18 protein-coding genes and 1 tRNA gene are annotated in these 15,076 nt (G+C 44.3%); 4 read left to right on the top strand and 15 right to left on the bottom strand.

The window, feature by feature from the left end; translation table 11 throughout:
- Nucleotides 1–48: 48 nt before the first annotated feature.
- From AR337_RS12060 to AR337_RS12020, 9 genes are all read right to left on the bottom strand, one after another.
- A complete protein-coding gene (locus AR337_RS12060; protein WP_059172280.1) occupies nt 49–537 on the bottom strand; it encodes a hypothetical protein in 489 nt (162 codons plus the stop codon).
- 89 nt (nt 538–626) lie between these two features.
- Entirely contained in the window at nt 627–1,451 is an 825-nt protein-coding gene (locus AR337_RS12055; protein WP_059172279.1) for an urease accessory protein UreD, read from the bottom strand.
- 1 nt (nt 1,452) lies between these two features.
- The gene (gene ureG, locus AR337_RS12050) at nt 1,453–2,064 is read right to left on the bottom strand and encodes an urease accessory protein UreG (RefSeq protein ID WP_059172278.1); all 612 of its coding nucleotides are present in this window, start codon (nt 2,062–2,064) and stop codon (nt 1,453–1,455) included.
- 33 nt (nt 2,065–2,097) lie between these two features.
- Complete coding sequence (locus AR337_RS12045; RefSeq protein WP_059172277.1) at nt 2,098–2,784, bottom strand: urease accessory protein UreF; 687 nt, start codon at nt 2,782–2,784, stop codon at nt 2,098–2,100.
- Complete coding sequence (ureE, locus tag AR337_RS12040; protein WP_059172276.1) at nt 2,777–3,232, bottom strand: urease accessory protein UreE; 456 nt, start codon at nt 3,230–3,232, stop codon at nt 2,777–2,779. The genes AR337_RS12045 and ureE overlap by 8 nt, the downstream gene beginning before the upstream one ends.
- Before the next feature lie 10 nt (nt 3,233–3,242).
- Nucleotides 3,243–4,958, bottom strand: a complete 1,716-nt coding sequence (gene ureC / locus AR337_RS12035) for an urease subunit alpha (protein ID WP_059172275.1) — start codon at nt 4,956–4,958, stop codon at nt 3,243–3,245.
- A complete protein-coding gene (locus tag AR337_RS12030; RefSeq protein ID WP_059172274.1) occupies nt 4,955–5,278 on the bottom strand; it encodes an urease subunit beta in 324 nt (107 codons plus the stop codon). The genes ureC and AR337_RS12030 overlap by 4 nt, the downstream gene beginning before the upstream one ends.
- 16 nt (nt 5,279–5,294) lie before the next feature.
- Nucleotides 5,295–5,597 (bottom strand): urease subunit gamma, encoded by a 303-nt coding sequence (locus AR337_RS12025; RefSeq protein ID WP_059172273.1) that lies wholly within the window; start codon nt 5,595–5,597, stop codon nt 5,295–5,297.
- Between the two features lie 431 nt (nt 5,598–6,028).
- A tRNA-Pro gene (locus AR337_RS12020) sits at nt 6,029–6,102 on the bottom strand.
- Between the two features lie 452 nt (nt 6,103–6,554).
- Here AR337_RS12020 and AR337_RS12010 point away from each other — a divergent pair.
- From AR337_RS12010 to AR337_RS11995, 4 genes are all read left to right on the top strand, one after another.
- Nucleotides 6,555–6,737: a hypothetical protein gene (locus AR337_RS12010; RefSeq protein ID WP_059172271.1), complete on the top strand. Its 183-nt coding sequence runs from the start codon at nt 6,555–6,557 to the stop codon at nt 6,735–6,737.
- Nucleotides 6,738–6,760: 23 nt separating this feature from the next.
- A complete protein-coding gene (locus AR337_RS12005) occupies nt 6,761–6,991 on the top strand; it encodes a hypothetical protein (protein ID WP_059172270.1) in 231 nt (76 codons plus the stop codon).
- Between the two features lie 117 nt (nt 6,992–7,108).
- Nucleotides 7,109–7,354 carry a hypothetical protein gene (locus tag AR337_RS12000; RefSeq protein ID WP_059172269.1) on the top strand — a complete coding sequence of 82 codons (246 nt, stop codon included), beginning with the start codon at nt 7,109–7,111 and terminating at the stop codon, nt 7,352–7,354.
- A gap of 178 nt (nt 7,355–7,532) precedes the next feature.
- A complete protein-coding gene (locus tag AR337_RS11995) occupies nt 7,533–7,730 on the top strand; it encodes a DUF4177 domain-containing protein (protein ID WP_059172268.1) in 198 nt (65 codons plus the stop codon).
- Nucleotides 7,731–8,007: 277 nt separating this feature from the next.
- Here AR337_RS11995 and gatB read toward each other — a convergent pair whose 3' ends face one another.
- The 6 genes from gatB to pruA form a co-directional block, all read right to left on the bottom strand.
- Complete coding sequence (gatB, locus tag AR337_RS11990) at nt 8,008–9,435, bottom strand: Asp-tRNA(Asn)/Glu-tRNA(Gln) amidotransferase subunit GatB (protein ID WP_059172267.1); 1,428 nt, start codon at nt 9,433–9,435, stop codon at nt 8,008–8,010.
- Between the two features lie 15 nt (nt 9,436–9,450).
- Nucleotides 9,451–10,896 carry an Asp-tRNA(Asn)/Glu-tRNA(Gln) amidotransferase subunit GatA gene (gene gatA / locus AR337_RS11985; RefSeq protein ID WP_059172266.1) on the bottom strand — a complete coding sequence of 482 codons (1,446 nt, stop codon included), beginning with the start codon at nt 10,894–10,896 and terminating at the stop codon, nt 9,451–9,453.
- A gap of 11 nt (nt 10,897–10,907) precedes the next feature.
- Nucleotides 10,908–11,201 carry an Asp-tRNA(Asn)/Glu-tRNA(Gln) amidotransferase subunit GatC gene (gatC, locus tag AR337_RS11980; protein ID WP_059172265.1) on the bottom strand — a complete coding sequence of 98 codons (294 nt, stop codon included), beginning with the start codon at nt 11,199–11,201 and terminating at the stop codon, nt 10,908–10,910.
- A gap of 448 nt (nt 11,202–11,649) precedes the next feature.
- The gene (locus AR337_RS11975) at nt 11,650–12,474 is read right to left on the bottom strand and encodes a VanW family protein (RefSeq protein ID WP_059172731.1); all 825 of its coding nucleotides are present in this window, start codon (nt 12,472–12,474) and stop codon (nt 11,650–11,652) included.
- A gap of 160 nt (nt 12,475–12,634) precedes the next feature.
- Entirely contained in the window at nt 12,635–13,084 is a 450-nt protein-coding gene (locus AR337_RS11970; protein WP_059172264.1) for a YueI family protein, read from the bottom strand.
- A gap of 116 nt (nt 13,085–13,200) precedes the next feature.
- On the bottom strand, nt 13,201–14,748 hold the full coding sequence (gene pruA / locus AR337_RS11965) for an L-glutamate gamma-semialdehyde dehydrogenase (RefSeq protein ID WP_059172263.1): 1,548 nt from the start codon (nt 14,746–14,748) through the stop codon (nt 13,201–13,203).
- Nucleotides 14,749–15,076: the final 328 nt, after the last annotated feature.

Below are 15,076 nucleotides of genomic sequence, written 5' to 3'. Positions count from 1 at the left end.
TTCTTCCATATAAAAAGGAAGGCTACGTCAAGCCTTCCTTTTTATAATTTACTTATTTTCCTCTTCTGGTTGTTCCTCTTTTTTTGCCACTTCTTTGTGTATTTCTAACTCGATTGCCTGAACATGTTCATCTTCAAGCTTTTGTTTAGGATGAGGATGGAACCATTGAATTTCACCTTCGGTCATAAACGCTTTGTATTCCTCACCGTCTACTTTCAGGGTAAATTGATGGCGTTCGTGCACCCTGTCTTCAAATGCCGGCTTGATTTCTAGTTCTTCTATTCCACTATCGCTGGAGATTCCGTACTTCCTCATTAATAAATGGATTTTCGATTCCATGGCTTCCATTTTTTCATCACCAAGTAATTGTTTGGGGTGTGGGTGGTGCCATTGAATTTCATTCTCGTGGAAGAAACCTTTATACTCATTATTATTGACTTTAAACGTAAAAGAGAATCTCTCATGTACACGATCCTCAAATGCAGTATTCACTTCAAAATCTTCAATATCAGGGTGTTCGTTCTTTTCTTCAGGCATCGGTGAGCCTCCTCTGTTGATTGTTGGTAGCTTTCCCCTTCTTATGGTTGAGCTGACAGGGGAGGGCTGTCCTAAAGTGAATTCAATGTTTAATATTTCCTTAAAGGACTTGGCGTAGTATTGTTCCACTTTTCACTGATGATTTTGTGACATTGGTTAAAAATACGTTCAATGAGTTGGGTCGAGTTCCCAAGGACCCGAATGCTTAAACCTGGGATGGCCAGCCTTGAAAGACCAAATTTAAAGTTTGACTGTTCCGAATGAATCGTTTCATACAACATATCGAGAAGGCCATTATCAGTATTTTCGCTGACCGCAATCATCGAACCTAAATGGGTATAGCCTTCCATAAAACCCAGGCCTGCAATTGAATTCTTTTCTGGAGCTAACTTGATATGATCGAAAACACCAAGTACGCCGTCCAAATATATTTCGGTTTTCAATTGAATCGTATCATAGCTGAAGTTTTCTCCGCTTGGCGACCAGCCGGGTGTGAGAATATCCGTATATAAGAACGTCGACCCCGATTCCATATGAACGATATTTTTTTGCTTGTAATGAGCATTTTCATAGGCAATCAGCGGATCCGGTAGGTACTCCAGATAACTTCCCTTTTTTAAAAAAATTTCTGATTCCTGATAGACATGATCTTTCGGCGTCTTATAAACCTTTGTCGCAGATTGAGTGGTTAGAGTTACTTTAGAGTTTTCGGCGGCAGAAATTTTCATTCTATACCGATCCCCGTCCAAATACCCGCCCCCAGGGTTTAATAGATAATAACATACCTGCCCGGAATTATCATGGTAGATCGGCCGCATGACTTTAAATGCCCCTTGGAAATAGACATTTCTTGCAACAGTTCTCCCATTGCGGCATTCCAGGTCTAAAGATAAATCGCCTGTCCAATTTGTCATGTTATTCCAATCCTTTTAATAAAACATGTTGCTTAATCCAGTCAATGACTTCATCAAGGCCTTCCTCATCCTTTAAATTTGTGAAGACAAACGGTTTATCCCCGCGGAATACCTTTGTATCCTTCTCCATGACCTCAAGGCTGGCGCCGACGAATGGGGCTAGGTCCGTCTTATTTATGATGAATAAATCGGACTTAATCATCCCCTGGCCGCCTTTGCGGGGAATCTTTTCCCCTTGTGCCACATCAATGATATATATGGAGAAATCAACGAGCTCTGGACTGAATGTTGCCGCGAGATTGTCACCGCCACTTTCAACGAAAATAAGTTCCACATCAGGGTGGCGCTCGATTAGCTCTTCGATGGCCGCGAAATTCATTGATGCATCTTCACGAATGGCTGTATGAGGACAGCCTCCTGTTTCCACACCGATAATTCGGTCTTCAGGGAGAACACCATTTTGAATCAGGAATTTCGCATCTTCTTTTGTGTATATATCATTTGTGACAACCGCCATATTGATTTCATCTTTTAGATGGCGGGTCAACTTCTCCACAAGCATTGTCTTTCCTGCACCAACAGGGCCTCCAACCCCGATTTTAATTGGTTCCATTAAAACACTTCCTTTAATCATTCTTTAATAGTTTTAAGACATGAAAATACGAATATTGACTCGTTCATGCTTCATTTGGGCTAATTCCAATCCTGGTGACACAATTCCAAAGTCATCTTCGCTCAGCGTCAGTATTTTTCCAACGGCCTCTGTCAGTTCAGACATGAATCGATGTGTAATCAGTTGGCCTGCTGTTTGTCCTAGGGGAATTGCCCGTACTCCATTTTGTGTCAGGCTGGAAATAGAAGAATACAAATAGTAGAGTGCTGTATTTGTTTTTGTTACTCCAAGGCCGTGAGCGACCATCGTAAACACAATGGAAGGGTGCCCGAATGATTTTTTCTTCTTCATTTCTTCTCTGTATTTGGCGAGAACCGGAAAGCCGAATAAAGATTCGGCTATTTTTAGCATTCGGCTCCCGATCATTTGTGTTCCTTCCCTTGTTTCCCGCGGTAAGTTTTGAACGGTTAACAGGCGATCCAGTTCCCATATGCGCTCAAAATCTTCATTTAATAGGGCCTCGTAGGCGAGCCTGCAGGCAAGCCCATCCGTATAGATGAGCTGCTCATGCAAGTACACCTGCAGCCACCGATAAAACGTCTCTTGGTCAGTTACTAGGTTATCTTGAATATAACTTTCCAAACCAAACGAATGGCTGAAGGCGCCCGTTGGAAAATTCGAGTCGCATAGCTGGAATAAAGAAAGGATGTTTTTATCCATGGCTGTGCCCTATATGACGAAATGCCTGCTTTACTTTCCGGTCTTCCCGTTTAAATGGGATTCCTAGCTCTTGGAGTAGTTCCTCTACTAAATAGTCGTATTGAACGAGCATATCGTTCCCTTCAAACTGGGCAGGCAGATGCCGATTGCCCAGCTGGTGTGCGATTGTTCCCATTTCCTTTATGCTTCGTGGGCTGATGACGAGAAGATCATCGGATAGCACATCAACGACAATCATATTTTTTTCGTCCATATACAACACATCGCCAGCTAAAAGATCGCGTAGCTCTTTCAAACGGATTCCCAGCTCATTTCCATGATCTGTTTTTACCCGCTGGATTCTTTTCACTAAATTGGCACTCTCAAGGTAAACTTTTTCAATATGCCGTTTTTTGATTTCTTCTTGATCCATGTCTCCTATATTTCCGACAATCTTTTCAATAATCAATTCCTTCACCTCAGAATAGGAAATAACGCTGTCCCATTGGAACAGTATCAACAGGGTCACATGTCAATAGTTCTCCGTTGACACGCACCTCATACGTTTGTGGATCCACTGTAATTTCGGGTGTTTCTGAATTTAATTTCATATCTTTCTTGGTTAACGTCCGAATTCCACCCACAGGGTGAATAATTTTTTCAAGGCCAAGCTTTTCATGGACTCCGTCATCATAAGCAGCCTGAGAAATGAACGTAACCGAGCTTTTTGATAAAGCTTTTCCGAACTGCGCATACATTGGGCGGTAGATATACGGCTGCGGGGTTGGAATCGAAGCATTAGCATCTCCCATTAATGCTTTTACAGCCAGTCCGTTCTTAAGGATCATTTCAGGCTTTACTCCAAAAAACTTCGGAGACCAAAGGACAAGGTCGGCTATTTTCCCGACTTCAATTGAACCGACATGATTGGAAATTCCATGGGTAATCGCAGGATTAATTGTATATTTCGCGATATAGCGCTTCGCACGGTTGTTATCAGCATATTTGTTGTCACCTTGGAGAAGCCCTCTCTGCTTTTTCATTTTGTCTGCTGTTTGCCAAGTACGCAAAATAACTTCTCCGACACGTCCCATTGCCTGGGAATCAGAGCTGACCATACTGAAAACACCCATGTCTTGAAGAATGTCTTCGGCTGCAATTGTTTCTCTTCTAATTCTGGAGTCTGCAAAAGCAATATCTTCCGGAACAGAAGGATTTAAGTTATGGCAAACCATTACCATATCGAGATGTTCGTCAATTGTGTTTACGGTATAAGGAAGGGTAGGGTTTGTTGATGAAGGAAGAATATTTAAATATCCCGCAGATTTGATTAAGTCAGGGGCATGTCCGCCGCCTGCACCTTCAGTATGGTACATGTGAAGAACTCTATCTTTCACTGCAGCCATTGTATGCTCCATAAAGCCATTTTCGTTCAACGTATCCGCGTGGAGGGCGACTTGGATATCATATTTGTCAGCTGTACGGAGTGCGTAATCGAGGGCAGAAGCGGTAGCACCCCAGTCTTCGTGCACTTTGAGGCCGATTACGCCAGCTTTTACTTGCTCTGCTAGAGGTTCCATAGCCGCGGCGCTTCCTTTTCCTGTGAAGCCGACGTTGATTGGAAGGCCTTCTGCTGCCATTAGCATTCGGTGAATATTCCATTCACCCGGAGTGACCGTTGTTGCCCGCGATCCGGTTGCCGGCCCTGTACCTCCCCCGATCAATGTTGTGGTCCCTGCTGCAAGAGCTAATTGAACCTGATCGGGATTCATAAAGTGAACATGCGTATCAATCGCTCCGGCCGTAACAATAAAGCCTTCACCGGCAATAATTTCAGTTGCTGCACCAATGATAATATCGACGTTATCGGATATGAGCGGGTTACCTGCCTTTCCAATCCCGGCAATCTTCCCGTCCCGAATGGCAATATCAGCTTTAACGATTCCGGTGTAATCCAAAATCACCGCATTGGTAATAACCGTATCCGCTACACCATCTTTTTCCCGGGTAGCAAGCGGATGCTGTCCCATGCCGTCGCGAATCACTTTCCCGCCGCCAAAAACAACTTCTTCTCCGTACTTAGTATAATCTTTCTCTATTTGAATAAATAAGTCCGTATCAGCAAGGCGGATTGAATCACCTATTGTTGGGCCGAACATAGAAGCATATTGTTTTCTTGACATCCTAAAACTCATGAGTCATCCCTACTTTCTAGTGAGCCATCTACTTTATTGTTAAACCCATATACACGGCGTTCCCCTGCATAATTAACAAGCTGGATTTCCTTTTTATCACCAGGTTCGAAGCGAACAGCAGCACCTGCCGGAATGTTTAACCGTTTTCCATATGCTTCTTCTCGATTAAATTCAAGCGCTTCGTTCACTTCATAGAAATGATAGTGTGAACCAATTTGGACGGGACGGTCACCCGTATTTATAACGGAAATGGTAAATACTTCGCTGCCCTCATTACAAATAATGTCTTCATCTTTCAAAATGTATTCGCCTGGCAACATTCGCGTTCCCTCCTATTTATCGTATCGGACTGTGGACAGTTACTAATTTTGTCCCATCAGGAAAAGTGGCTTCGACTTGAATATCATCAATCATTTCCGGAATACCTTCCATGACATCTTCACGAGACAAAATCGTCCCCCCATACTCCATCAGCTCGGCTACAGTTTTTCCGTCCCTTGCACCTTCCATGACTTCATAGGTGATGAGGGCCACAGCTTCCGGATAATTTAATTTTAAACCTCTTTCCTTCCGGCGTTTTGCTAGGTCGGCAGCAACAACGATCATGAGCTTGTCAATCTCCCTTGGCAATAAATGCATCCATTAAACCTCCTTTAATCCTTCACGTAAAAACCCCCTTTGGGGAGAAAGGGGATTTTTACAAAAAAAGTTAAAAATTCATTATTTATACTGCCCCCAATGGCACTAAGTTAACCGCCACTAGAGCATTTTAGCATATAAAAATTTCAAGGTGAAACATAACGCAATTCGGGTCTCTATCATAGGAAAAAACCTCTATAAATGGTTGCTGGCAGACAGTTCCAGTGCTTCATATATGGAGGCCAAACTAGTAAAGCTTTTCGGTTAGTTTTTGGGGTCGAAAAAGGGGCCATATTCCACTGAATCCAGGAAAACTTGTTTACGAGATTTACTAGCATTATCTAACCTATAAAAATCACAGCGCTACTTTTAAAAAAACAAAAAGCCTGCCGCTGTCAAAATCAACGCGGTCAGGCTTTCCGTACATTAAATCGGGATGACAGGAATTGAACCTGCGACCCCTAGCACCCCATGCTAGTGCTCTACCAACCTGAGCTACATCCCGATAGTTAATATTGCATCCTAATCTTAAATTACATTCTGTGTCCCCGCCTCGGGAAGATCACGCAAGCTGAAGCTCGGCGAAGGCAGTTTCACACTATTATTATAACTTTTTGCACCTTTATTTTCCATTTTGATTTCCCCAAAAATCCGCCCAACTCCGACAAACCCCAATTCAATCAAACGTTTGATTGAATTTTCCGGAATAGCTTTCGTGCTTGGGCTGGGGGCATATTTCTTATGAAAAAATTGCCGAATTACGGTTTTCGAGTACAAAAACTTAATTCGCACACTAATTAGCAGTCCAATTCGCAACATAAGGGCAGTTTAGTTTAAAAGTGCAACTTTAATTTTTCTAATTCGTACATAGGGTACACAGATTAATATAGCTGGTGCTTTAAAGGAATTATTTATGTTAAAACACAGATAAAATATTAATTAAGGGAGGTAACAAATGTGTCTACAGTTGTTATTACCATAGTAGCTATAGTTTCTATTGTTATTTGGATTGCGGTATCCCAAGAGCTTGTAAAACCTTCAAAAGAGAAGAATGGGAAAAAAATAATTACTCTAATGTCTGTCGGTTCCTTATCAACACTAATACTAATCATTTCGCTTTTTAAAAATATCCAATTCTAAATACAAAAAGGGAGGTGTTAAAGTTGGACTTATTACTCTGGATAACTATCGGTTTCATAATAGTCGGATTTGTTGTTCTCACCTCTATGAAAAAAGGTATGGAAAGTAAGCTAGCTTTTATAACAGCAAATATGGATGACGAGGAAAGTTCAACAAAAGCCAAATCGATAATTTGGTGGATAGTGATTACCACAGCTTGGGGAATAGTGAGTATGATTCTTATTGTTTGGTGGTTTCATAATCACTTTGGATAACTGTTGGTTTCAAATGTACTTAAACAAACGGGGCGTTTAGCGGAAGAAGGAATCCGTAGTAAATACTAGAATAAATATAAATAACGGCAGGTAATTGAAAAAGGGAGTTGGGGAGTTATGTCCAAGTTATTTGGATTTTTAATAATTAGTTTATCACTACTTACAGCCTCAATTTTATTGCAAGTTGCTATGGCAGCAGGGCAAAGTTTGCATACTGTTTCTGTTTTGCTCATTTTAATCGTTTTTATTCTTGGTATTTTAATGCTGATACCTAAAAGTAAGGATCAAAACAATGAAGAGGTATTAGTGTCAGATGAAGAAATAGAAGCAGAATTACTGAATTCTAACCCTGAAAATAAATGAAATCTCTGGATACGATGAACTACTGAAGAATGATGTAGTGAATTCCTTATTGTGCTAACGATGCAGTTTAGTTAAACAAAATTGTTGCAAAGTCGTAACTTTTTCCAATTCAAATCGTACAAACAGTTAGATTATATAAATCCCGTTTACAACACATAATCGAAAGGAGGAGTAATAAATGTTTGAATACAAGTTTATAAAAATAGAGTTTAAAAAGTTATCTGGTAAACCTAGTGAAGACTATCGAGAAGTAATTAAAAATAACGCAAATCAAGGCTGGCGTTTTGTTCAAATTTTCTCTCCTGACTTTGCAACTTCAGGAGTTGCAGCAGGGTCATACTATGAATTGATTTTTGAAAGACCTATAAAACAGTAAATAGAACGGAAACCATTCGTTTCGAAAGTTTGTGATACTTTACACTTAAGCTAACGGGTGCTTATGCATGACAAAACTCTAATACAAAGTAAGCTCAGGGCTTTTGACTCTGAGCTTTTTTGTATGCTAATTTAACTGCTAAAGTACCTGCTAATTGTATGCTGGTTCCTCTGCTAATTGTTTTGGGAAAAGCACTGCTAATTCGAATTTTGTACTTCAAAACCGAACCCGTTAGGATATTCCCCGCCTGCGTATAGGTCCGTGTCCTATTAAAACATTACCGTTTTTGGATTTCCTCCGCAAGAATCTTATTAACAAGCTGAGGATTCGCCTGGCCCTTTGTTGCTTTCATGATCTGGCCAACCAGGTAACCGGTTGCTTTGCTCTTACCGCCCTTGAAGTCCTCAATGGACTGCGGGTTGGCATCAAGCGTTTCGTTGACAATTTTCAGAAGGGCGCCTTCGTCGGAAATCTGGATAAGCCCTTTTTCCTTTACAATTTGCTCGGCATTGCCACCGTTCTCAATCAATTCCCTGAAAACAGTCTTGGCAATTTTGGAGGAAATCGTGCCATTCTCAATCAGTTTGATCATCCCGGCAAGGTTTTCCGGAGTAAGCTTTGTTTCGATTAACTCCTTCTGTTCAGCCTTCAGATAAGCCGAAACCTCGCCCATCAGCCAATTGGAAGCCTGTTTCGCGTCCACTTCGGCTTTGATAGACGCTTCAAAGAAATCCGCCATTTCACGGGTCGCTGTCAGCACCTTCGCATCGTATTCAGGCAGTCCGAGTTCAGATACATACCTCTCAATCCTCTGATCCGGCAGTTCCGGAATCTCTGCTGCTATACGAGCCTTCCACTCCTCATCAATGACAACATCAAGCAGGTCAGGCTCCGGGAAATAGCGGTAGTCATCCGAACCTTCCTTGACACGCATGAGAAGCGTTTCACCAGTCGCTTCGTCATAGCGGCGGGTTTCCTGCTGGATTGTTCCGCCTGCGCTGACAACCTCACGCTGGCGCTTCTCTTCAAATTCAAGCCCTCTTCGGACAAAATTGAACGAGTTAAGGTTCTTCAATTCGGTCTTTGTCCCGAACTCTTCCTGGCCAACCGGGCGTATGGAAATGTTTGCATCGCAGCGAAGCGAGCCCTCTTCCATTTTGACATCGGAAACACCTGTATAAAGGATGATTGACTTAAGCTTTTCAAGGTATGCATATGCCTCATCAGGTGTGCGGATGTCCGGTTCGGAAACAATCTCGACAAGCGGAGTCCCCTGGCGGTTGTAGTCAACGAGAGAGGCTCCCTTCACATGGTTTAGCTTGCCCGCGTCCTCCTCGAGGTGGAGCCGAGTAATGCCAATCTTTTTCTTGTAGCCGTTCACTTCAATTTCAATCCAGCCATTTTCGCCAATTGGCTTATCAAACTGCGATATCTGGAAAGCCTTCGGGTTATCTGGGTAAAAATAGTTTTTCCGGTCAAATTTCGTTACGGACGCAATCTCGCAATTTAGCGCCATGGCAGCCTTGATGGCATACTCGACCGCCTTCTTGTTCAGAACTGGCAGGACTCCTGGATAGGCAAGATCGATGACCGTTGTATTCGTGTTCGGCTCGGCACCGAAATGATTCGGGCTGTTTGAAAAAATCTTGGATTCTGTTTTTAATTCAACATGGACCTCAAGTCCAATGACTGTTTCAAAGTTCATAATGCTTCTCCCTTCCTATAGCGCCGGCCGCTGTTTATGGTATTCAGTTGCCTGCTCAAACGCATAGGCGGCTTTGTAGATGGACTCTTCGCCAAAATGCCTGCCGATGATCTGCAAGCCGAGCGGCAGCCCGTTTTCAAATCCGCATGGCAAAGATAGTGCCGGTACGCCCGCAAGGTTGACCGGTATGGTTAGGATATCGTTCGCATACATTGTCAGCGGATCATCAATGTTTTCGCCGATTTTGAAAGCTGGGGTCGGGGCTGTCGGGCCAATAATAAGATCGTACTTTTCAAATACATCCTCAAAGTCCTTCTTAATCAGCGTCCGTACCTTTTGCGCTTTTTTATAATACGCATCATAATAACCAGAGCTAAGAGCGAATGTACCAAGCATGATCCGGCGCTTGACTTCATCACCAAAGCCTTCAGCGCGTGTCTTTTTGTACAGGTCAATCAGGTTTTCGGCATTTTCAGCCCTGTATCCGTAGCGAAGGCCATCAAAGCGGGCAAGGTTCGCAGATGCCTCTGATGAGGACAGGAGGTAATATGCAGCCAAAGCATATTTTGAGTGCGGCAAAGAAACCTCTTCAATAACTGCCCCCTGCTTTTCCAGTACTTCAAGCGCGGACTTGATGGAGTTTTTAACTCCTTCTCCTATTCCCTCACCAATATATTCTTTTGGCACACCAATTCTCATCCCTTTAATATCACCGGTCAGCCCTGCAGCAAAATCAGGAACCTCGGTGTTCGCGGATGTTGAGTCCATCGGATCCAACCCGCTAATCGCGCTTAAAAGATGTGCGTTGTCCTTAACATTCCTTGTAATCGGTCCAATCTGGTCGAGTGATGAAGCGAAGGCAACAAGGCCATAGCGCGAAACCCGTCCGTATGTAGGCTTCATTCCAACCACTCCGCAATACGATGCCGGCTGGCGGATAGATCCCCCTGTATCAGAGCCCAGTGAGAACAATACTTCTCCTGCTGCGACAGCCGCCGCCGAGCCGCCTGACGACCCTCCCGGCACTCGTTCCAAATCCCACGGGTTGCGGGTTATCTGGTAGTGCGAATTCTCATTGGATGAGCCCATCGCGAACTCGTCCATGTTCAGCTTCCCGATTGTTATCGTCCCCGCCTGGTCGAGCTTGTCTACAACTGTTGCGTTGTAGATCGGGTCGAAGTTTTCAAGTATCTTGCTCGCGCAGGTCGTTTTGAGACCCTTCGTCACAATATTATCCTTAATTCCAATCGGCATACCGGATAGGATGGAAGCTGGACCGTTGGCATCCTGTTCTTTCGCCTTTTGGCGAGCATTTTCCTCATCAAGTGTAAGGAAAGCCCCTACTTTTCCATCTACTTCGCTAATTCTTTTATATGACTCTTCGACAAGGTCGAGAGAGGATACTTCTTTCTTTTGCAAAAGTTTATGTAAATCCGATAGTGTCTGTTCAAATAAACTCACGTACGTTCCTCCTATTCGCCTAAAATGGACGGCACGCGGAAATAGCCATCTTCGTGGTCAGGTGCATTCTTCAGAACTTCTTCCCGCGGCAGGCCTTTCCCTGCTTTGTCTTCCCTAAGTACATTCGTCATTGGCAAAACATGCGAAGTCGGCTCAATGCCCTCTGTGTCCAATTCATTCAATTCCTCAGCAAATCCGATAATCGCATCTAGCTGCTGGACGAATTTTTCAGCCTCATCCTGGCTGATTTCAAGTCTTGCCAGGTGCGCAACATGCTGCACCTGATCGAGTGAAATCCTTGACATCCTCTATTCCTCCCGTTCAACCATAATACTATTGATAATAGCAGAAAATTCTTGTTGTTAGCAATGGAAGGAGGTGTTAACAAGGGGGATAGGTGGTTTTTGTACGGCCGTTAGTCCGGTCATTACGAACGAAATGTGCCGCCGGCTGCTACATGTTTCCTCTCCCCACATTTCAAGAAGACTTTTAACAGGCATGAATTTGATCCCTTCCGGACAAAACAAAGGACGAGGCTATTCATTAAATGAAGAACAAAATGCGCAAGCGCCTTGATCAGCCCCGACCAGATTAAGACGGGGCCCGCAGGACGGGCCTGCCCTCCGGAGGGAACCGGCTTAAGACCTCGAGGGGCTAGGCGCTGGAGCTGGATTACAATAACTTATTTCGATTTCTCAACAATGTCCTAAGCAAAAAAAACACCCGCCCCCAAAGGGCCGGATGCCAATTAAATCACTTCACAGACTGCTGCTCCAGCAGCGGCTCATACATCATAATCGCATTGTTTTCAGTAACGAATTCTTCGTGTACCAGTTTATGCTGCCGGTTGTACACTTTGCGCCACAGTTCATTATGGCGGATGTAGCCGCCCCAGTAAGCGGGCGTTATGCTGTGTTCCTTCTCGTAAATCCGGTAGTTATAAAGCGGAGGTTCATTACAGCGCCATTCCCCAACAAGGTGGGAATCGGTCAGGCGGACGTGGAGCTGATACGGCACATCTGTCCCATTTTTAATCTGAAGGTCCAGGTAATTGTACGAGCATGTCGCCCCGCTTCCAAACGGCTGTGTCCGGTTTGAATCCGGAAACACATCGAAGCTGTGGCGGTGCCTTTCCGTCACGGTCAGCGGCGTATGAAGGGTCATCCAGTAAATGAGGTTCGACAGCTGGCAAAGGCCGCCGCCCGTTCCCTTCGTAAATTTTCCGTAATGAAGCACCATTCCATCCACATATCCTTTTGCCTTCGTCGGATTGCCGATTAGCTTCCAATATGAGAACGTTTCACCGGGCTGGATGATCACGCCATCCAGCCGATCGATTGCAAGCTTCAAATTTTTAATCTTATTGTATTGATACGACATATCAACTCCCTGCAGCTGGCGAAGCAGCGGCGTCTGGTGGCTGAATGCCGAATAGGGCAAAAGAACCCTTTTACGCGTCCTTGTATATTTGTTTGCGTTTGCCAGCCATTCTAGGTACCGTTTCCATGTATAATAGGCTTTCCCGGCCTTAATCCTGAGCGGGGAGCGGTCCTTTGGACGTAAAGCAACCGTGTTCATAACAATGGCTCCTTTATTGTATGTTACTTCCAATAAACTTCCAAACATTTTCATCTCAACCCATATCGTAATCGGTTTTGACGAAAAAAGATAGAGCCATTTTTTATTAAATGCAAAAAAAATACCCCGGCTTCTGCCGGAGTTCCAGTAATCCCTAAAATTACTTCCTAAGCCAGCCGCCCAGCTTGGCAAAAAACCCTTTCTTCCCCGGGGCAGGTGCTTCCACTTCAGCCTTTCCGCTGTTCTCTATAATATAAATTTCCTCTTTATCAACCGCATAATGGCAGGCGAGCACAAGCCCGATTTCCGAATCATGCTCCTTGTTCGTCACAATTGTATATTCAATATCGTGCTCATTGGCCTTCTTCAGATACTTTGAAAATTCCTCATACGACATATGGCCATTCATGTATAAATGGGCGTCTGGATAGTCCTTCATTAGCTTTTCCACTTCGGGAAAGGTGCCAGGCGCGTAAACCTGCTTTTTTGTAAGCGCCACAAGGACCCGTTCACGGATTGTGCCCAAAAAACGGCGCCTTTCTTCTGGCTTTATCTCCTTTTGCCCGTGGATTCCCTGCTGAAGGACATCATCTATTGATGGTTTCGGCATTTCCATCCCCCCCATTCCTGTTAGTATTGATGGTATGATGTTTCCCTATTAAATGTGACAGAAGAGCCTTTCTAACATTAAAACACAGCCCCCGCCCATAAGGACAAGGGTCTGAATTAAAACATTTCTGATGTTGTTTTAGCCTGCATGTGGAGCAACAGGTAATCCGGTCCGCCTGCTTTGGAGTCCGTTCCGGACATGTTGAAGCCGCCGAACGGCTGGTAGCCAACAATGGCACCAGTACAGCCGCGGTTGAAGTACAGGTTTCCAACATGAAAATCTTCGCGCGCCTGTTCCATATGCTTGCGGTTCCTTGTGATAACCGCGCCAGTCAGGCCATATTCTGTGTTGTTGGCAAGTTCAATTGCTTCGCTAAAGTCTTTCGCTTTTGAAAATCCAACAACAGGGCCAAAGATTTCTTCCTGCATGATACGGGATTTTGGATCAAGGTCAGCAAAAATGGTCGGCTGGATAAAGTATCCTTTTGAGTCATCGCCTTCCCCTCCCGCCATCAACTTGCCTTCCTCACGGCCAATTGCGCAATATTCCATGATTTTGCGGAACGCGCTTCCGTCGATAACCGGTCCCGTGAACGTATCCTGTTCCTCTGGGTTGCCGACTTTAAGACCTTTTGTCAGCTCAACTACACGGTTAAGAACCTGATCATAAACATCCTCAACGATTATTGCACGGGAGCATGCGGAGCATTTCTGCCCAGAGAAACCGAATGCAGAAGAAACTATCGATTGTGCAGCAAGCTCTAGGTCGGCATCACTGTCAACCACGATCGTATCTTTTCCGCCCATTTCCGCAATCAGGCGCTTCATCCACACATGGCCTTCGCTAACCTTTGAAGAACGTTCGAAAATACGCAGGCCGACTTCACGCGATCCCGTGAAGCTAACAAAACGAGTATCCTTGTGGTCGACAAGGTAATCGCCGACTTCCGCTCCGCTTCCTGGAATGAAGTTCAAAACCCCTGCTGGAAGGCCTGCTTCTTCCATCACCTCTACGAATTTCGCAGCAACGACTGGCGTGGTGGACGCTGGTTTTAGCAGCACAGTGTTGCCTGTAACAATAGCTGCTACAGTTGTTCCTGCCATAATGGCAAGCGGGAAGTTCCATGGGGAAATGATAACTCCCACCCCAAGCGGAATATAATTGTAACGGTTGAACTCGTTCGGACGGCTCAAGACAGGTACGCCATCTTTCAATTTAAGCATTTGGCGCGCATAGAATTCAAGGAAATCGATTGCTTCAGCAGTATCGGCATCTGCTTCCCGCCACGGCTTACCGGCTTCTTTTGTTAAAAGAGCGGAAAATTCATGCTTACGGCGCCGGATAATGGCTGCCGCTTTAAAAAGGACGTCAGAGCGCACTTCAGCCTTTGTCTTCTTCCATGTTTTAAAGGCTTCCACTGCCGCCTGCATTGCCTGCTCGGCAAGCTCACGGTTTGTTTTTGACACGCGGCCAACAACCTCTTCTTTGTTTGCGGGGTTATAGGATACAATCTTGTCTTCAGTGGTAACCTTGTTTCCTCCGATGACTAGATCATAATCCTGGTCCAGATAGCCCTCGACTGTCTTCAACGCTTCGAGATAGGCTTTCCGTTCTTTCTCATTTGTAAAATCCGTAAAAGGTTCGTGCCTGTATGGTTGCACCATTTTCACCCTCCTATGCAGGTTGTAAATCTCCCCTATCAATCAATCGCTAAAGAAGCAATTCCAATCCTATTTGTTCCCCTAATCTATATTCTCTATTTAAAAGCCCTTATTGTTTTAATAAAGAATCTGAGCCATTTTTACATTAAGCACTTCATTTTTACACCCTTTGTGTATAATCAAAGTGATTATTCACTGTTCTTATCATCATTTTTATTATCAATTTTATACATCATTAAATGGGAAATGAAACCCCCTGCCGCCCGCTCCGACTCCCCCATTCCGCACAATCCTGTTTTCCCGAACTGTTACATTTTTGCAGCCTCATACG

Source organism: Bacillus sp. FJAT-27445 (assembly GCF_001510665.1).
GTDB lineage: Bacteria > Bacillota > Bacilli > Bacillales > Cytobacillaceae > Bacillus_D.
Note: the sequence above shows the minus strand (reverse complement) of the source record. Positions and strands in the feature narration are given on the sequence as shown.